At 52.2% G+C, this 18,659-nt stretch carries 16 protein-coding genes; 7 read left to right on the top strand and 9 right to left on the bottom strand.

The genetic code is table 11. The features are described 5' to 3' along the window. Window positions 1-2 precede the first annotated feature (2 nt). Window positions 3-1,358, top strand: coding sequence for a cytochrome c (locus AACY98_RS02600; protein WP_339801208.1), 1,356 nt, complete (start codon window positions 3-5; stop codon window positions 1,356-1,358). Window positions 1,359-1,449: 91 nt separating this feature from the next. Here the strand turns inward: AACY98_RS02600 and AACY98_RS02595 are convergent, their stop codons facing one another. Continuing rightward, the gene (locus AACY98_RS02595; protein WP_339801206.1) at window positions 1,450-2,400 is read right to left on the bottom strand and encodes a hypothetical protein; all 951 of its coding nucleotides are present in this window, start codon (window positions 2,398-2,400) and stop codon (window positions 1,450-1,452) included. 75 nt (window positions 2,401-2,475) lie between these two features. After that, a complete protein-coding gene (gene ppc / locus AACY98_RS02590; RefSeq protein WP_339801205.1) occupies window positions 2,476-5,181 on the bottom strand; it encodes a phosphoenolpyruvate carboxylase in 2,706 nt (901 codons plus the stop codon). A 376-nt stretch (window positions 5,182-5,557) separates the two neighbouring features. Between ppc and pncB the strand changes: the two genes are divergently transcribed. From pncB to rmuC, 4 genes are all read left to right on the top strand, one after another. Continuing rightward, the gene (gene pncB / locus AACY98_RS02585; protein ID WP_126981146.1) at window positions 5,558-6,742 is read left to right on the top strand and encodes a nicotinate phosphoribosyltransferase; all 1,185 of its coding nucleotides are present in this window, start codon (window positions 5,558-5,560) and stop codon (window positions 6,740-6,742) included. Window positions 6,743-6,895: 153 nt separating this feature from the next. Further along, entirely contained in the window at window positions 6,896-8,326 is a 1,431-nt protein-coding gene (locus AACY98_RS02580; RefSeq protein WP_339801203.1) for a sodium:proton antiporter, read from the top strand. 3 nt (window positions 8,327-8,329) lie between these two features. Next, window positions 8,330-9,343 carry a 2-hydroxyacid dehydrogenase gene (locus AACY98_RS02575; protein ID WP_339801200.1) on the top strand — a complete coding sequence of 338 codons (1,014 nt, stop codon included), beginning with the start codon at window positions 8,330-8,332 and terminating at the stop codon, window positions 9,341-9,343. 108 nt (window positions 9,344-9,451) lie between these two features. Beyond that, complete coding sequence (rmuC, locus tag AACY98_RS02570) at window positions 9,452-10,870, top strand: DNA recombination protein RmuC (RefSeq protein WP_339801197.1); 1,419 nt, start codon at window positions 9,452-9,454, stop codon at window positions 10,868-10,870. Between the two features lie 49 nt (window positions 10,871-10,919). Here the strand turns inward: rmuC and AACY98_RS02565 are convergent, their stop codons facing one another. Next, the gene (locus AACY98_RS02565) at window positions 10,920-11,531 is read right to left on the bottom strand and encodes a glutathione S-transferase C-terminal domain-containing protein (protein WP_339801195.1); all 612 of its coding nucleotides are present in this window, start codon (window positions 11,529-11,531) and stop codon (window positions 10,920-10,922) included. Window positions 11,532-11,713: 182 nt separating this feature from the next. Here AACY98_RS02565 and nfsB point away from each other — a divergent pair, with 182 nt between their 5' ends. Continuing rightward, window positions 11,714-12,358, top strand: coding sequence for an oxygen-insensitive NAD(P)H nitroreductase (nfsB, locus tag AACY98_RS02560; protein ID WP_339801192.1), 645 nt, complete (start codon window positions 11,714-11,716; stop codon window positions 12,356-12,358). A 76-nt stretch (window positions 12,359-12,434) separates the two neighbouring features. On the opposite strand, the gene AACY98_RS02555 is transcribed toward nfsB, so the two are convergent. Then, window positions 12,435-14,096 (bottom strand): aminotransferase class V-fold PLP-dependent enzyme, encoded by a 1,662-nt coding sequence (locus AACY98_RS02555; protein ID WP_339801189.1) that lies wholly within the window; start codon window positions 14,094-14,096, stop codon window positions 12,435-12,437. Between the two features lie 387 nt (window positions 14,097-14,483). Between AACY98_RS02555 and AACY98_RS02550 the strand changes: the two genes are divergently transcribed. Next, on the top strand, window positions 14,484-15,287 hold the full coding sequence (locus AACY98_RS02550) for a hypothetical protein (protein WP_339801186.1): 804 nt from the start codon (window positions 14,484-14,486) through the stop codon (window positions 15,285-15,287). Between the two features lie 47 nt (window positions 15,288-15,334). On the opposite strand, the gene AACY98_RS02545 is transcribed toward AACY98_RS02550, so the two are convergent. From AACY98_RS02545 to AACY98_RS02525, 5 genes are all read right to left on the bottom strand, one after another. Then, complete coding sequence (locus AACY98_RS02545; RefSeq protein ID WP_339801183.1) at window positions 15,335-15,739, bottom strand: hypothetical protein; 405 nt, start codon at window positions 15,737-15,739, stop codon at window positions 15,335-15,337. Further along, window positions 15,717-16,499, bottom strand: coding sequence for a Pr6Pr family membrane protein (locus tag AACY98_RS02540; RefSeq protein WP_339801180.1), 783 nt, complete (start codon window positions 16,497-16,499; stop codon window positions 15,717-15,719). Before AACY98_RS02540 ends, AACY98_RS02545 begins: the two co-directional genes overlap by 23 nt. Before the next feature lie 2 nt (window positions 16,500-16,501). After that, window positions 16,502-17,257 carry a hypothetical protein gene (locus tag AACY98_RS02535; protein ID WP_339801177.1) on the bottom strand — a complete coding sequence of 252 codons (756 nt, stop codon included), beginning with the start codon at window positions 17,255-17,257 and terminating at the stop codon, window positions 16,502-16,504. A 62-nt stretch (window positions 17,258-17,319) separates the two neighbouring features. Then, window positions 17,320-18,039, bottom strand: a complete 720-nt coding sequence (locus AACY98_RS02530) for a glutamine amidotransferase (protein WP_339801175.1) — start codon at window positions 18,037-18,039, stop codon at window positions 17,320-17,322. Window positions 18,040-18,140: 101 nt separating this feature from the next. Then, window positions 18,141-18,551, bottom strand: coding sequence for a surface-adhesin E family protein (locus AACY98_RS02525; RefSeq protein ID WP_339801172.1), 411 nt, complete (start codon window positions 18,549-18,551; stop codon window positions 18,141-18,143). Window positions 18,552-18,659: the final 108 nt, after the last annotated feature.

Here is an 18,659-nt window from a genome sequence, read left to right as displayed (position 1 = left end):
TCATGATGAAAAAACTTAAATTACTGGTGCTTGCTTTGGTCTTGTTGCTGATTCTGGTGATGGTGTTTTTCAGCTACATCTATAAGGGAAACAGGTCTACGCTGCAACCCACTTCTACTTTATCTCAGGAAGAGTTGATACAGCGTGGCGCCTATCTGGCTCGGGCCGGGGACTGCATTGCCTGCCATGTGGCCAAAGACGGGCAGCCGTTTGCCGGCGGTCTGGGTATTGCATCGCCTGTAGGCATGATTTATACCTCCAACATCACACCCGACAAGGAAACCGGCATCGGCAACTATACATTGCAGGATTTTGATAACGCGCTGCGTTACGGTGTACGCCAAAATGGCGACAGCATGTATCCGGCCATGCCTTTCCCTTCATTTGCCAAAACCAGCGATGAAGATGTGCAGGCGCTGTACGCCTATTTCATGCATGGTGTACAGCCGGTTTCAGCAGCCAACAGGGGTACAGATATTGTCTGGCCTTTGTCCATGCGCTGGCCTTTGGCGGCGTGGCGCATGGTGTTTGCTCCAGAGGCCAAGCCTTTCACGCCTGCGCCAGGGCAAGATGCCATGACCGCCAGGGGCGCCTACCTGGTACAGGGGCTGGGCCACTGCGGTACCTGCCATACACCGCGTAACGGGCTGACGCTGGCAGAGCGGGCGTATTCAGATCAAAGCCCGTTGTATCTGTCAGGCAGTGCAACGCCGATTGATGGCTGGGTGGCAATCAGCCTGCGCGGTGATCACCGCGATGGCCTGGGCAGCATGACCGAAGAAGAGCTGTTTGAACTGCTGAAAACAGGGCGCAACTCACATTCGGCTGTATTTGGCGGTATGGCCGATGTGGTCAATGACAGCCTGCAACACCTCAGTGATGACGATTTGCGCGCCATAGCGCATTATCTGAAAACGCTGCCGGCAGCCAATAGCAATGACCAGCCGTTTGTGTATGATGACAAGGTTGCGCAGGCCTTGTCCAGCGGCGATGTCAGTCAGCGTGGCGCACAGGTATTTGTCGATAACTGTGCCGCATGCCATCGTACCACCGGCAAGGGGTATGAGCAGACGTTCCCGGCACTGGCCGGTAACCCGGTGGTGCAGGGGGCAGACCCTTCGTCACTGATCAATATCGTGCTCAAAGGCGCTACGTTGGAAGGCACACAAGGTGCGCCAACCTCTTACACCATGCCTGCATTTGCATGGCGGCTGAGTGATCAGGAAGTGGCCGATGTGCTGACTTTCATTCGCAGCAGTTGGGGTAACCAGGCCGCTGCGGTTGATGCGGCAGAGGTCGGCAAGTACCGCAGTCAGTTACCTCCGGGGTCTGACAAGCCTGTTCCTCTGACACCTTAGAGTCATACTGTTTTGTGCTGAACAAAAAGGCTGCTACGGCAGCCTTTTTGAATTGTGAGATTGCCCAGGGCGTGTTAACAAGCTCCCATATTTAATACAGTTTGGCCGAGCCGATTTCCGTCAGAATAAATGGCCTGGCGCTGGTATGCTTGTCAATGGCTTCCTGCCAGTTCAACCAGCCACGGTAAGTCTGGCCATTGGCGGCGCGGCATTCCAGTTGGAGGGTCAGGCTTTCGGCATCAAAGTCGATGAGGTTGCAGACCTGGTTTTTAGTCATGGAAAATACCGGTTTGGCCTCACTTGCCGGGCTGTCACGCAATGCCAGGCCGGAGGTGAGCGCCTTGAAAGTGATGGGCTCCAGTGCCCGGCTGGTGAGCTGCTGTTGAATGACTTTCCCCTCAGGAGAAAATGCGGTAAGCATTTGAGTAACTCCCCAGGGCAGATCCGTATAGGGCAGGAGCGTTTCGGGCAGTTGCCGTTTCAGGCTTGCATACTGGCGGAAAATCCATAACCGGCCCTGGGCGTCAAACTGAAAATCTTCAAAATGGGTGGCATCGGCACCTTTGAGAATGCAACTGCTGCGCAGTATTTTGGAGCCGTCTAATTGTTTAAAAATAAGCACGTTCATGAAACCATCACACAGCAGGTGAGTTTGAATGTCCTCCGGGATTTTCAGTAAAGCAAAATGCTTTTCGGCTGGCTGATACAGGTAAATCTGGTCGTATGTGTTAAGCCCTTGGGTGCGGGCAACGTGCAAGTCAGTATGGCCGTCAAAGTTGAAGTCGTCAACCTCAAGCTGGTCGATACGGCCCAGTATCAAAATGCTGCCATCGGGCTGCAATAGCTGGTAGTTATTCAGTTCATCGAGTTTTTGTACCTCAGCTGTCACACCATTTTCAGGCGTCAGTGTGGTGGGCTCTGCAGGTTTGGCGTGTGAGGGTTGCAACAGCAGGCAGGCAAAAGCCAGCAGCAGGCTGGTCTGTAACCAGGCCAGGCGTCTGAATGTGCTGTACCGCGAATAAAGTCTGTCTGAACCAGGCATAGATGACATTTGAAAAGTTAACGGCAATGTTGTGATCGTACCATGCTTGATTCCAACACCTGTGCAGCCCCGGTTTTAGCCGGTATTGCGCAGGCCTTGTGCAATGCCGTTGATGGTGGCGTGAATCTGGCCCAATATCTCTTCATTTTGGGGCTCTTGTTTCAACCGTTTGAGCAGTTCGACCTGCAGCCAGTTCAGCGTGTTCAGGTAGGGCAGGCGCAACGCCAATGAACGGGAGAGCGTTCTGTTGTCCTGCAAAATATCCTGTGTTTGTATGATGCTCAGTAGCGCATTGCGGCTCAGTTCAAATTCCTGCTTCAATCTGGCAAAAATGGCTTGCGCCTTGGCCGGGTTGTCGCTCAAGCTGACATACGCCTGCGCGATATGCAGGTCCACCTTGGCAAGCACCTGCTCCATATTGGACAGCATGGCTTGAAAGAAAGGGCTGGACTGGTAGATTTTCTGAAGCTGCGACAGGGCAGATGCATCTGTTTGTTGCAGCGTATGGATTGCACTGCCAAAACCGTACCATGCCGGCAGCATCAGCCGGGTCTGGGTCCATGAGAAAACCCAGGGTATGGCGCGCAAATCCTGAATGCGTGCCAGTGTTTTGCGGCTGGCCGGGCGCGAGCCGATGTTCATGCTGGCAATCTGCTCAATCGGCGTGGTCTGTAAAAAGAAGTCAATGAAGTCTGCATGCGTGATCAATGCCCGGTACTCTGCAAAAGCATGGTCTGATAGCTTTTGCATCAGGCCGTGATCGGGGTCTTTTTCCACATGCGGGAGCAACGTGCTTTCCAGCGTTGCGGCAACCAGGGTTTCCAGATTGCGTTGCGCATTGTTGGGGTCGGCATATTTGAAGGTGATGACTTCGCCCTGTTCTGTAATACGGATCTGCCCGTTAACACTGCCCGCAGGCTGTGCCAGAATGGCTTCGTATGCCGGGCCGCCGCCGCGGCCCACGCTGCCGCCACGCCCGTGAAACAGGCGCAGGCGAACCTGGTGTTTCTGAGCTGATTTGACCAGTGCTTCTTCCGCCATGTACAGGAACCACTGGCTGGTGACGTAGCCGCCGTCTTTGTTGCTGTCAGAGTAGCCCAGCATGATTTCCTGCGTTGCGTCCATGCTGTTCAGCAGGGCCAGGTACCAGGGTTCGGCCCATAGCGCATCCATGATGCCGGGGGCGTTTTGCAGGGCCTCGATGGTTTCAAACAGGGGCACAATGTGTATGCGTGACTGCGGCTGGTTTTCGTCAGTTTCCAGCAGGCCGGTTTCTTTGAGAATCAGCGCCAGCGCCAGAATGTCGCTGATGTGGTCACAGTTGGAAATGATGCTTTGCTGAATGGCTTTGACGCCATATTGTTGCTGGATTTCCCGTGCTGCCTGGAAGATCATCAGCTCGTTGCGCACTTCTTTGGAGTAATGGGCAAATTCCGAATACAAAGGGCGTTTGCTTTTGAGTTCCCGCAGCAAAACCTGGCATTTTTCTGCTTCATTGAGGGCGCTATAGTCTTCCACCCCGGCATGGGCAAAAAGCGCAGCGACCACCTGTGTGTGCATTTGGGCGTGCTGGCGCAGGTCAACAGGCATCAGATAAAAACCAAACAGGTTGGCACAACGGATCAGCTTGGTGAGCCGGCCCTGAATGAGCGGGGCACTGCCGTTGTTGATGAGTGAGGCGCGGATCACTTCGAGGTCGTGCAGAAATTCCTGCACATGGTGATAAGGGTCCCCCAGGCCGAATTTGGATGTGAGCTGGGCTCCCAGCTTTTCACCGGTGGCAATGATGCGTGAAAGGATCAGCGCAATGGCTTTGCGGTAAGGCTCTTCTTCCCGCGCAATGCTGGTGTCCGGCGACCTTTTGGCCAGTGTCAGCAACGCATCATCCACCGTCACTTTACGGATAGAGACGGACAGTTCTTCGTATAGGGATTTCAATTGCCCGCGGTAAAAATGGAACAGGGTCTGTGCCTGTTTCTGAAAAGCGGCTTTTAACGTATTGGCAGAAACAAACGGATTGCCATCGCGGTCACCACCAATCCAACTGCCGATGTGGATGATTTCGGGCAGTTTGATGGCAGGGTCAATTTCTTTCAGGCCCCGAGCCAGTTTGCGGTAGAGTTTGGGCAGAGCTTCAAAAAAGCTCAAGGGAAAGTAGGCTATGCCATTGCTGATCTCGTTTTCAACCGTCAGCTTGAAGTGGCGGGTTTCATCGCTTTGCCACAGCGTCAGCAAGGCAGAAAGCAGCGTTTCTTCAATGTTGTTTTTATCTTCAAGCTTTAATTCAGGCTGGCTGTAAACGCTGAGCAGGTGAGATACCTTGCGCAATAAAGTCAGGGTCGTCTGTCTTTGTACCTCTGTGGGGTGTGCAGTCAGCACGGCACCAATTTGCGCATGGTCCAATACGTTCTGCAAAAGGGGTGTTGAAATGTGGCTGGTTTTGATTTTCTGCAACAGTTCTTCAATGCTGCCTTTGGAGGCGCTGGCACCTGTTGCTTCATAAGCGCGCCGCCGCCTTGCATGGTGAACATCCTCGGCAATGTTGAAGACCTGCGCATACAGGCCGCACGAAGCGACCAGTTCCTGCGTTTCCTGCAGTGAAAGGCCGGACAGCAGCTCTGCTATTTTGGTGTCATGGTGTTCATCGCTGATCAATAACTGGAACGCCTGCAAAGACTGGGGGCTGATTTTTGCCTGCATAATGCGCTGCAAAATGCGGTTGAGCAATTCAATGTCGTGCAGAAGCGGCGCATCTTTTTTGGAATCGAGAAGGTGACGCATAAATCTATGTCCCTGTTAGCAATGATCGGCAAACGAAGCGGTTCTTATTATTGAGCAACTGCAAAAACAAAGCACTTCACCGAGATAAACCCCCAGGCATGAGTGAGCCGGAAGCCAGATAGGCATGATGAAGGCACAAGCTGGCAAGACGCTGAGCCCTGGTCTGCCTGTTGGGAAAGGAGATGAGAATATAGAAGAGGAAGGAGAAAGGCCATTGCCTCCTGTGGTCCAATTGGTTTGTATCAAGATAAAAACCAGGGGCAGGGTTATGATGCTGATATGCAAAAGGGAGGTCTGAACCAGCCCTGTGCGAATGCGGGTAATGCAGAACAGAAGCTGCATTGCACATCGTTGCTATAAGCAGAGATTTCTGAATATGATTATTGACAGTTTACTGGATACCGACCTGTATAAATTCACCATGATGCAGGCGGTATTGCACCAGTTTCCAGGCGCCAAGGTTGAATACCGTTTCAAATGCCGCAACCCCGGGGTGCAGTTAGCCCCTTATGTGGATGAAATCCGTGCCCAGATTCAGCATTTATGTTCTTTGAAGTTCACCGATGATGAATTGAACTATCTGAGTAAACTGCGTTTCATTAAAAGCGACTTCATCGACTTTCTGGGGCTGTTTCACCTGAATGAAAAATACATTCAGGTCAAGCCGCTGGCCAATGGGGAGATTGACATTTCCATCGCAGGGCCTTGGTTGCATACCATTCCGTTTGAGATACCAGTGCTGGCCATTGTCAATGAAACTTATTTTCGCGCCACTCAGTCGCAGCCGGACTATGCTGAAGGCATACGGCGCATGGATGCCAAGATACAGATGCTGACCGGCAAAGAGTTTGAGGACTGCCGGATTGCAGATTATGGAACACGGCGGCGGTTTTCGCGTGACTGGCAGAAGCGGGTTTTGGTGCATCTGCAAAATAAGTTAAATGGGAAAGGGTGCGCGCACCTGGTGGGTACCAGCAATGTACTGTATGCCTGGGAGTTGGGGCTCACCCCTTTGGGGACCATGGCGCACGAGTACCTGCAGGCCTGTCAGGCGCTGGGGCCGCGCCTGCGTGATTCACAGATTTTTGGTTTTGAGTCGTGGTCGCGCGAATACCGGGGCGACCTGGGGATTGCACTTTCAGACGTGTATGGCGTGAAGGCCTTCCTGCGTGACTTTGACCTGTATTTCTGTAAACTTTTTGATGGAGCTCGGCACGATTCGGGTGACCCGCTGGAATGGGGCGAGCTGATACTGAACCATTACAAGGCGCACCGGGTTGACCCGCGCACCAAGACGCTGATATTCAGCGATGGGCTGAATATTCCCCGCGTGATAGAGCTGTACCGGCGTTTTAACGGCCGCTGTGGTTTGTCTTTTGGTGTTGGCACCAATCTGACCAACGACCTGGGGTATGAGCCGCTGCAGATCGTCTTGAAGATGGTGCGCTGCAACGGGCAGCCGGTGGCTAAGGTCTCGGATTCGCCGAATAAAAGCATGTGCGATGACAAGGCTTACCTGGCTTATCTGCGGCAGGTTTTTGATCTGCCCGAGCCTGCCTAAAGCACGCCCTAAAATATTGTCGGGTTTATCGCTGATCAGCGCATAAAGCCTGATAAATCTCTTCGTTACTTGATTGCAATTGATACTTTTTACCTAAAAAAAGATAGGATGCGTATTTAGAGATAAAAAGAGAATCGGCAGGAGATCAAAAGGATGAAGAAATTGAAATTCGGGGCATTCCTTACTGTGGTTTTGTTTTTATGTCCACAGATCGCTTGGGGGGCTGTTCTGGATGGCAGTGAACTTTCGTTGTGGTGGGGTATTCCGTTTGCCGCAACACTGCTTTCCATCGCGATCGTACCGGTTGTTGCACCGATTTTCTGGCATCATCATTACGGTAAAATTACCGCGCTGTGGGCACTGGTGTTTGTCGTGCCGTTTGCATTTATGTTCGGTTTTGAAGCTTTGTGGGTGAATTTTATTCATGCACTGGTTGCCGAATATATTCCATTTATTCTGCTGCTGCTGGCTTTGTTTGTGGTTGCCGGCGGTATTTATATTCAGACGGATATACGCGCCACACCTTTGGTCAATGTCGGCATACTGGGGCTGGGGGGCATACTGGCAAGCGTCATGGGCACCACAGGGGCTTCCATGCTGCTGATTCGCCCGTTGATCCGTGCCAACCAGCACCGCAAGCGTTGTGCCCATGCGGTGATATTTTTTATTTTTATTGTCTCCAACATTGGCGGTGCTTTGACACCGCTGGGCGATCCGCCCCTGTTTCTTGGATTTTTAAAAGGGATCAATTTTTTCTGGACGATACAGCACCTGTTGCCGCAAATGTTGTTTTTGATCGGGGCTTTGCTGGTCTTATTTTTCCTGCTGGATAACTGGATGCTTAAAAAAGAAATGGCCGAAGGCTCACTAGCCCAGAAAGCAGAGAGCAGTGTGCCGGCAGAGAAGTTTTGTATTCAGGGTTATGCCAATTTTATTTTATTGATTGTCATTGTCTGCCTGGTATTACTCAGCGGTATCTGGAAGCCTGGTATTGAGTTTGACATTGCCGGTACGATATTGACCCTGCCCAGTTTGGTACGCGACATCGGGCTGATTGCGGTGGTGATCGTGTCTTTGAGAATCACGGAAAGAAGTGTGCGGCGTTCCAACCAGTTCACCTGGGGCCCTATCCTGGAAGTGGCCAAACTGTTTGCCGGTATTTTCATGACCATTATTCCGGTGATTGCCATGCTGCGTGCCGGCCTCAATGGTCCTTTTGCCTCCATTGTGGCTTCTGTAACCAATGCACAGGGTGAGCCGATTCCATTGATGTATTTCTGGGCAACGGGGTTGCTGAGTTCATTCCTGGATAATGCGCCAACCTATCTGGTCTTTTTCAATACGGCCAGCGGTGACCCGTCTGTACTGATGACCACGATGGCCGGTACTCTGGCTGCCATTTCTGCCGGTGCGGTTTTCATGGGGGCCAATACCTATATCGGTAATGCTCCCAATCTGATGGTCAAAGCCATTGCGGAAGACCGGGGCGTGCGCATGCCCAGTTTCTTCGGTTATATGGCCTGGTCATTTGGCATTCTGGTGCCGTTGTTTACCATCATTTCATTTGTCTGGTATTGCGCTTAAAGTATGTCGGAAAATAGCTCTCCCCTGACTGTGCCGCGGCGTATCGTCGTTTCGTGCCGGATTTTTCCTGATCTGTTGCAACAGTTGCAGCAGCGCTATACCGTTGTGGATAACCAGGCCAACGAGCCCTGGTCGCAGGATGTCTTGCGCATGAAGATGAGCGATGCAGAAGGTGCTTTGTTGTCTCCTTATGACAGGGTGGATGCCGCATTGCTCGAAAACTGCCCTGCGCTGAAAGCGGTGTGCAATATTGCTGTCGGGTACAACAACATTGATGTGGCCGCCTGTACGCAGCGGGGCATTGTATGTACCAATACCCCTGATGTGCTGACTGAAACCACAGCGGACTTTGGTTTTTTGTTGATGATGGCTGCGGCCAGGCGGCTCAGTGAAACCGAGCGTTTTTTACGTGCAGGAAAATGGCAGTTGCCTTTTCCGCTGGATGCCATGACAGGGGCTGATATTCATGGCGCCACACTGGGGGTCATTGGCATGGGGCGCATCGGGCAGGCGATTGCACGGCGCGGCGTACATGGGTTTGGCATGCAACTGGTTTACCATAACCGTTCCCAGCTGGAGGCAGATATTGAAAAGGGGCTGCAAGCCCAATATGGCACAATGGAAGACGTGCTGCGCCAGGCCGACCATGTGGTACTGGTACTGCCTTATACAAAAGATGTTCACCACCTGATCGGTGCGCAGGAACTGGCGCTGATGAAGCCAACGGCCACACTGACCAATGTTGCCCGTGGCGGCATCATTGATGAAAACGCGCTGGCGGATGCATTAGAGGCACACCGGATTGCGGCTGCTGCCTTGGATGTCTATGAGGGTGAGCCGCAGATCAATCCGCGCCTGCTGGCACTCTCCAACATGGTCATGACGCCACACATGGGCAGTGCCTCTGATGCAACCAGACGGGCCATGTGTCAACTGGCCTTTCGCAATCTGGATGCTATTTTCAATGGCCACAGGCCTGAAACGCTGATTAACCCCGAAGTGTATGGCAGCAGGTAAAATGGCTGCAGTGATTCTGCTGCCGTATATGCCGCTGGCACAGCACCAAGCCGTGCAGGATTTATCCATGCATGTCATTCCGGGTTTTCATCAAAGGTAATCAACAAAGTGGACACACTCTACATTTTATGGGGGCTGATGGCTCTGGCAGGGTTGAGTCTGCTGCTGTTGCTGTGGCTGCTGGTGAAAACTGCCAGACAGCCTACGCTGGAACAGTTGATGCAGTTGAGCCAGACGTCACAAGCCGAAAGTGACCGGATACGGCAGGATCTGGGGCAACTGATTACGGAGTGCGCACGCCTGGAGCGTGAGGAGCTGGGACAGAATATGCAGCGCTTGATACAACAGATGGTCACGTATCAGGCAGAGGCTGCACGCAACCAGAGTGCCAGTTTTGAATCGGTCATTAACCAGATTGCTGCAGGACAGAGAGCGCTGAGTGAAACACTCGCGCGGCAGTTTGAGCAAACGGTAGAAATGAATACCAAACGCATGCAGGATGTTCGTACCACACTGGATGAACAGTTGCAGGAGGTGCGGCAGGTCATGACACAGCACCTGACGCAACTGCAGGCCAGCAACGAAACCAAGCTGGAGGAAATGCGCCGAACCGTTGATGAAAAGCTGCACGACACTTTGGAAAAACGGGTTTCAGAGAGCTTTAAACAGGTGGCACAGCGACTGGAGCAGGTTCACCGCGGACTGGGTGAAATGCAGCAACTGGCGCAAGGGGTGGGCGACCTGAAACACCTGCTGACCAATGTCAAAACCCGGGGCGTGTTTGGCGAGGTGCAACTGGGCCAGTTGCTGGAACAGGTATTAACGCCGGAGCAGTATAAAGCGCAGGCCATGATCAAGCCCGGACAGCGTGATGCGGTGGATTTTGCCATTGCATTGCCTGGAAAGGGCGATGAAGACCAGCCGTGCTGGCTGCCGATAGATGCCAAGTTCCCGACGGAGGATTATGAGCGTTTGCTCTACGCGCAGCAACAGGCCGATGCTGTTGGCGCGGATGCTGCGGGCAAGGCGCTGGAACAGCGTATCCGGCAGGAGGCCAAGAGCATTGCCGAAAAATACATTGCCGCTCCCTATACAACAGATTTTGCCATTATGTTTTTACCGACCGAGGGGCTGTATGCTGAGGTGCTGCGCCGTCCGGGGCTGATTGAAATGCTGCAACGCCAGCACCATGTCACCATTGCCGGGCCGACAACGTTGCTGGCGCTGCTCAACAGCCTGCAGATGGGGTTCAGGACGCTGGCGCTGGAGCAGCGCTCAGCCGAGGTCTGGAAGGTGCTGGGTGCTGTGAAGACCGAGTTTGGCAAATTTGGGGGCGTGCTGTCCAAAATGCACGACCAGTTGCAAACGGTTTCCAAAACCATTGATGCGGCCCAGACCCGTACCCGGGTGATGAACCGCGCTTTAAAACACGTGGAGGCATTGCCCGCAGAGCAGCTTCATCAGGTGCTGCCTGCTGGTGCAGATGTGGTGGAAGAGGATAACGGCTTGCCGGACGAGCCCCGCTGAGCCGTTAGCGGCAGAGAAAGCGCAGAGGGATATACCGTACCGCTACTGCTCAGGTTTCTGTCTGCCAGTTTGCAGCGATGGCCGGTTGTTGGCTGAAGCCCTGATACCATTGGGCCAGGCGCGGATAACTCTGGCGCCAGTCAATTTCAGCATAGCGCAGGTCCAGATACCACAAGGCACAGGCCACGGCAATGCTGCCGATATCCGGTTGCTGGCCAAGCGTATCTGCCTGTGTTTCCAGCGCACGCAAGCCTGCGGACACTTTTTTCAGTTGTGAACTTTTCCAAGTGGGCCAGCGTAACTCTTCTGGTCTGACAATGTCTTCATAACGTGCCAGCACGCAGGCATCCATCATGCCGTCAGCCAATGACTGCAGGCTCAGCGCCAGCCAACGGGCTTGGCCGTCAGCAGGAAACAGCGGACCCTGCACCAGGCTGTTCAGGTACTCGCAAATGACGCGGCTGTCGTATAAAGTAAGGCCGTCATCGGTCAGTAGTGCTGGAATTTTCCCTAACGGATTATGCTGAACCACCTGCACATCGCGTACAACAGGGTGTGCTTTGGCAGATACCAGTTCCAGCCGGTCCTGTAGTTTTAATGCGGCGGCACAGATCAGGCATTTGCGCACAAATGGAGACGTGGGGGCAAAAAACAGTTTCATGAGTAAAACTTTCAAAGGCAGTCTGAATGCAGTTTATGACGGATTTTAGCAGTACGTATCCGCCTTGCATAAGGGGTGCGGCTGCATACGGTTATTGATATTGTTTGATAATTTGTGAAAAGAGCAGGCCGATTGTGGCCGCTTGTCGCCGATTGTCGCTTGGATTCTGAAGGAGAAAATAATTGGATATTAAAACACTGGCCAGCAGACGCTATACCGCCAAAGCTTATGACGCAACAAAAAAAATACCTCAGGATCAGTTTGAGCAATTGTGCACTTTATTGAGAAACTGCCCTTCTTCGGTGAATTCTCAGCCGTGGCATTTTGTTGTGGCCCACTCAGATGAGGCTAAATCCCGAATTCTGCCTGGCATTGCTGAATTTAACCATGGGCGGGTGCGGGATGCGTCGCATGTTGTGATTTTTTGCGCCAAAACAGCGATGACAGATCAGTACCTGAAGGCGCTGATTGAACAGGAGCAAAAAGATGGGCGCATTGCAAATGAAGAAATGAAGCAGGGGCAGGATAAGGGGCGTAGGTATTTTGTCGGCCTGAACAATAAAACACCGCAGGACCTGCTGGCCTGGGAAAGTAAGCAGATCTATATTGCGCTGGGTACTTTGTTGTTTGGGGCAGCCAGCCTCGGGATTGATTCGACACCGATTGAAGGTTTTGATGTGGCGAAGCTGGATGAGATTCTGGGTCTGCCGGCAAAAGGTCTGACCAGTGTTGTTGTGGCAAGTCTCGGCTACCATAGCAAAGAGGATTTTAATGCGGCATTGCCCAAATCACGTTGGCCTGAAGAACAGATTTTCACGATTCTGTAATAACCATCAAGGTGCTCTGGCGGGCACCTTTGATTGATTATTGGATGTGGCCAAACGTGCCGGACTTTAATGGCTGTTAATGCATTGCATTGACAGCCTGATTGGCAGGCTGCCGGTTTTGTGCAGGTGTTTTTTGCAGTTGGTGGCAGGCATTGCGAATCAACTGCATTAGTTTTTCCAACTGCGCCCTTGACGGATCGCCCAGCAGTGAGATCTGCAACCAATGGCGATCCCGCAGGTAGGCGCTGCGGTAGCTTAACCAGCAGCCGTGTAGTTCAAGCTCATCTCCAATGGCTGTGGTCAGGCCAGGCCGGTCAGAAACAAGGGTGACAATGGCAGCGCAGGCTTCCTGCGGGGAGACCAGAGCGGACAAGCCGCAGCATTCCAGTTCCTGCCGCAGCCATGCCATGTTGTTTTGAATGCGTTCCATGCGCTCGGGCGTTGCCTGAGAAAGCGCAGTTAAAAATGCATTCATGAGGTTGGATGAGTGGGTATAAGGAACGCTGTGCTGGCATGCCCAGTTCCCCAGGTCGAGGTAGCCTGGCAGGGTTTGGGGCTGGGGGGCTGGCGTATAGTCATGAAACACCACAGACAGGCCGGGGTAGCTGCCAAACCCTTTGCCACTGACGGCTGTAGCCAGGTAAACAGCGCTGAGGTCAACCGGTATGGCACCGACTGAACTGATGCAGTCCAGACACAGGTGCAGACCATGCAGCGTGCATAAGGTTTTCAGTTCTGCAAAAGGGTTGAGCATGCCGGTAGAGGTTTCATGGTGGACCATCCAGACCCAGCCGTCCTCCGGGAGCTGTGACAGCGCATACTTGATTTCATCCAGATGCATGCGTGTGCCCCACGCATATTGCAATGTATTGAACTTGAGCTGCGCACGGCGTGCGTGGCCGATCAGGCGTTCGCCAAACTCGCCGTTCGAGACGATCAGGCCGGGAGTTTTTAAAAGAGAAAGCTGGGCGGCCACAACTTCATTACCCAGTGTGCCAGATCCTAACAAAATCTGGGCATGGCGTGCGCCGGTGATCTGGCACAGCTTGTTACTGGCCTGTTTCAGCATGGCCAGGAAGGTATCTGCCCGATGAGAAATGCAGGGGGCCGAAAATGCGTTCCTGACCTCGGAAGTCATCTGAACCGGCCCCGGTAAAAAATTCAGCCCATTGTGCGTTTCGGGCAGTTCACGTAATGTTTTGCGTAATGCCGCGCTTTTATCCATGATCTGCTGGTATGTTTCCAGGGTCAGGTACATGGGCTGGTATTGGGCGGCAGATGTGCCGATCAGCGGGCCAAATGGCAGAAAACCTAAGTGACGATACAGCTTTTGCTGGCGTGTTGTACCGGAGATCACGGCCAGGTCATAGCCTTGCTGCTGGCAGTGTTTGACAGCAAAGTCCAGCAGCGAGAGGAACACCATTGTTTTGCGCATGTGGGGTTCTACCGCCAGCAGCCTGATCTCAACCGGCGCTCTGCCCGAAGGCAGGTACTGATCTAGGCTCGGCAATTTGGCATCCAGCGAGAACGGGCGTGTGCCGCGTACGGCAATCATGCCGATGACCTGCTGTTTGTGCAAAGCAATGATGTAGGTGTTTTCCGAATGAAACTGGTCAACCAGACGTTTTTCTGTATTGGGCGGATGCTGCGGTATTTCTTCTACAAATGTGCGGTAGTTCAAACGATGAATCTGTTCAAATTCCCATGTTTCACTGGCCAGCTTGATATGCAGTTCCATATTTCTACCTTATGACGCAAATCATTCTTTTGAGATGATAAATCACTGAGCGAGCACGATTATTTGGAACTACAGGTGCACTGTCTGCAATTTTCCAAAATGTATCATGATACGATACTTTGGGTACTGCAAATTGATACTTCAAAGCTGAATTACAAAAATGACTGATTTTGATCAATAAAACAATGGCTTGCCAGGACAAACCGGGTCGGATTGTGAAGGGTAAACGGCGTTGAAATGCCAGCAGGTAAGAGGGGGGTTGAAAAAACAATCGTTGATCGGCTGCAACAGATTGTTTTTGGCGATGGGTAAAGCATTAAAATATAGACCTTTTGAGCGATAATGGAAAACCTTGGGATTGGGTTGGTCCCGATATAAATAAAAAATATGAATACAGCGAAAGTCAAGGTAGCAGCGACATTGCTGTTGTGTGCTCTATTGTGTGCGTGTGATCAGAGCGCACCTTCCGTGCAGGAGCGCGCACCTGTGGCGTCTCATCCCACATATGGCATGGAGGGTGTGGGCAGTTCTGGGCGCATGCTGCGAATAGATACTTCAGGCGCAGAAGCCCTGCCATATGCCGAGCAGAGCCAAGCATGGCAAAGCAGTGTCGACCAGTTGGTGCAAATCAGCAATAAAGTGATGGAAGCGCCCAATGCCAACTACAAGTTTGACGCCTGTTTTCTCCAGGATGACGACTGTGTGGCCCACAGCAGTGCATACCGTGATGTTTTCAGGGGCGTAACGTATTATTATGCGCCCAGCCGGCAGAGTATTGCCAAAAACAATGTGCTGTTTTATTTGAGCCTGAAAGACGGACAGCGGCCCCAGATCGTTATGCGTGTGATCTATTTTGGCGAGGACTGGCTGTATTTAAAGCACATTTCTTTGCTGGCAGATGGCAAGGTTGTTTACCAGCAGGATATTTCTCCCGACCAATCCCAGCGGCAGGCGGTAACAGGCTCCCAGTTGTATGAGTTTGGTGATATTCTGATGATTGATAACCGGGATGTGATCGAGCAGATTGCGAACGCGGGCGCGGTTGCTTTGAAGATGAGTGGCAAAGGCGGTGAGGCTTATCTGGATGAACGCATGCTGGTCAATATGCAGTTGCAGGCCGGAGAGATTCTGTTGATGTATGACCTGCTTGAAAACGCCATCGGCCAGCCAGCCAGCGACCTGACAATCTGACAACAGATACTTGTGCAGAGCTGATGGGTGATGGGGTGGGCCACAAATTATTGCAGCCGGTAAAAAGAGCGTTCAATGACAGAAACAATGTCTGCAATGCTGATGAGAAAAACGCCGGCCTTGTTCTGGTCAAATTCGGCTTTCCATGTCTGATACCCTTGCTCGCCCGCCGGGCAGGGGGCTGTTGTTTCCACCAGATCGGTCAGGCTGGTAAGCAGCGTGGGTAAAGATACCGGCGCATGGTCTATCTGGGTGATACTTTCTCCCGTTTCAGGCGTGGGAATATTGAGCCCCTGAATGGTGATGTGAAATATCTGGTCGTAGTTGGGGGCAGACTCTATGCGGTTAATGATGACGGTTGAGCTTTCTTCCCCTACACGCGTGCGGTAATGCCAGACCTGACCGGGAGCCAGCATGCTGGAAATGTCTTCAATGTTTGGTTGGGTGTCCATAATCAGTGTGATCGTGTGAGTTTTCAGGGGTGCAAATGGGGGAACGCTGCATTTTACTGAGTAATCGGTCAATTCCCCAATAAATATAGCCCAGTATCAACATGCCTGTTGCCATGAATACCACATTGATGGCAACAGCTCTTGCGCCCAATGCATTGAAATCAATAAACGGATAGGGATATACCAGGCCAAATTCGGCATTTACGGGGCCAGTGAAGTGCACTTTCAGACAGATGAATGCAAAGTAAGCCAGCGGGATCAACAGCCACCACCAGGGGGTTGTAATGTGAAGGGTGCCCTTGCGGTCAAACAGCAGCCAGTCCAGAAACACCAGCAGCGGTGACCAGGTATGCAGCAGTGAAAAACTCAACAGGATGGATGGAGAAATAGAAGGAGAAAAAAAGACCTGCTCAGGAAGCTGCTCGATATAAGGGACCAGCAGAAGATGCCAGACAATACCGGTAATGGAAATGGCCCAGGTAAGGGCCACTTTGATCTGGTGTATTGAAAAACCAGCTTTTTCATGTGCCTGTGGCGGTACATGCGAAGGACTGATAAGCAGCCGGAGATCGTTAACTGCCAACCCGATAAACAGCAACAGAACCAGTGCATTGGACTGCACGGTGTAAAAGGAGAGCTGCCATGACTGAAATGCGCCAAACGCACCGTACAGTGCCAGATAAAGGCCGTAACAGATCACCAGAATCACCGCACAGCGCAAGCCCAGTTGCAGCAGCAGCTTTGTGCGCGTGCAGTTCATTTTCAGCGGCAGATGTTTTGCGGGCGCTCTGATGAGAGGCCGACAACACTGCTGTTTTGTGCTTTGTCAAGTGTCTCGAAGAGGTAGAAGTCTTCAAACTGGTAAGCTGCGGTGCAGTTTCTGGCACTTTGTGCCAACTGGTCCAGATAAGTAATTTGGTCCCTGACTTCGCTTATATCCATGTCGTCAGCCAGCACGCTTTTGAATGCGGCGGCGGCAACATTGCTCATCAGCCTGGGCTGTGCCTTGACATTGTTATTGTAAATATACACGGCCAGGATCTGGCTGCCGCGTGAGTCCAGCTTGATTTCAAGGGTTGCCTGCTTGTTGATCTGGTGTACAAAAGTCTGCGAGCCCTGATCAAACTGGGGATCTGCTGGCAGGTGCGTAATGGTACTGGACAGTGCCATTTGCTCAAATGATTGATTGACTCTTTCGGCGTAGCGCGTCAGTGTCGTTGATGTGGTATCGCCCTGGTTGGGCTGGGGCATACTGACAGCAACGGAGGAGACGCTGTCTGTTGCTGAAGCGACCGTAGAATGTCCGGCCCGGTCGGGGTTAGAGGCATTCTGTTGCGTTTGCCAGGAAGCGATCAGGGAGGGAATGGCAAATGTGACGGCAACCACCACAGCGATGATGGCGATAACAAATACCCCCTTCAGTCTGGTATGAGGTGGGGTCAGGTTGCCGCAGTAAGGGCAGGTCGATGTGTGATTATCGTATTCGTTTTGACAGCGCTTGCAGAAAACCAATGCCATAGTGATTTATCCTGTGAAGAATCATTGCGTCTATTGTATAAAGAGATTCAATGACAGTGTGATCAATTCTGGTGTGCGGTGAGGACTATGTCACAGAAACTCAGCAGAATCTGCCTGGAGAAAGGCGTTTGTGCAGCAATAGGCGTATGCTCTGCGCCATGGCCCGGTGCGCGTGCCAGGTCTTCGATGGATGCTCGCATGACGGCTTCGGAAAATTCCGGGTGGAACTGCACCGAGTAGGTGTTGGGGGCATAACGCAAAATCTGGTGCCGATCCAGATCAGATGTTGCCAGACTGACAGCCCCTGCAGGCGGTTTCAATACGCTTTGCTGGTGCAGCAGGTACGCATCAAATGTTTGAGCGTGCTGGCTGAGCAAGGGGTCTGTTTGGGCAGCGGCATCCAGCGTGATGGTGCGGGTTCCAATTTCCAGTCCTTCGGGGTTATCGCCTATGGTCCCACCTAATGCATGGGCCATCAACTGGTGCCCATAACACACGCCAAATACCGGCAGTTGCGCCTGCATGGCGGTTCTGAACCACTGGGCCGTGTATTCGCTCCATTCTTCCCGGTCTGTCACCATGCTCCAGGACCCTGTGATGATGGCTCCGCCCAGGCTGGCAGGTTCTTGCAGTGTTTCCCCGAGATAGGGGCGGCAAACCGGGGTTGACATTTTGCCTGCCAAAGGTTGCAGCGCGCTGATAAACCAGTCGGCATGGGAGCCGCATTTCTGGTGAACGAAAAGAGGCGGAACGCCCATTTCAATGATGAGAAGCGTTTTCATGATTTCTGCTGATTTTGAGTGCAGTTAAAACAACATGGCTATTTTTCTGAAACATGAGACCGTTTTTCGGCCAGGGCATAGAGGATTATTGGGTATAGAGGTTACCTGCATACAGCATAAAACAAACGCATGCCGTTTTCATCGCTGCCAATCGGGGTGAATTCCTCTTCGGCGCCAGCTGTGTCTATGATCTTGCCCTGATGCCAGGGTTTTTCATAAAGGCGCATTTCGTTGATGCGTGCGGTTTTTGCCTGGCAGTCCAGTGTCATGTCAAGCCACGATGATGTTCCCCTGACGCCTGGTGTGTGCGGTTTGACATCGCTTGCCAATATGACGCGTCTCCAGTGGGAGTTGGATAAATCGATCTGAATGGAGTTGGTGTCCAGATAGAAATCAAATCCTTTGGGGTCCTGAAAAACAGGCACCCAGTTTGCTTCTGTTTTGTCTGTGGAAGAACATGCAGCCAGAGCGGTCAGCAGGATGGCTAAGAGGAAATGAATGTATTTTTTCATGGTTCGGATTTCAAACTGGAAAGATAGGTGGTTTTATTGTTAAAAATGGGCCAAGCCTTTTTTCAGGGTAAATACTACACGGTTTTACGTGTGATGCAAAGTTGTTAA

The organism is Saezia sanguinis (assembly GCF_963921665.1).
Classification (GTDB): Bacteria; Pseudomonadota; Gammaproteobacteria; order Burkholderiales; family Burkholderiaceae_C; genus Saezia; species Saezia sanguinis.
Note: the sequence above shows the minus strand (reverse complement) of the source record. Positions and strands in the feature narration are given on the sequence as shown.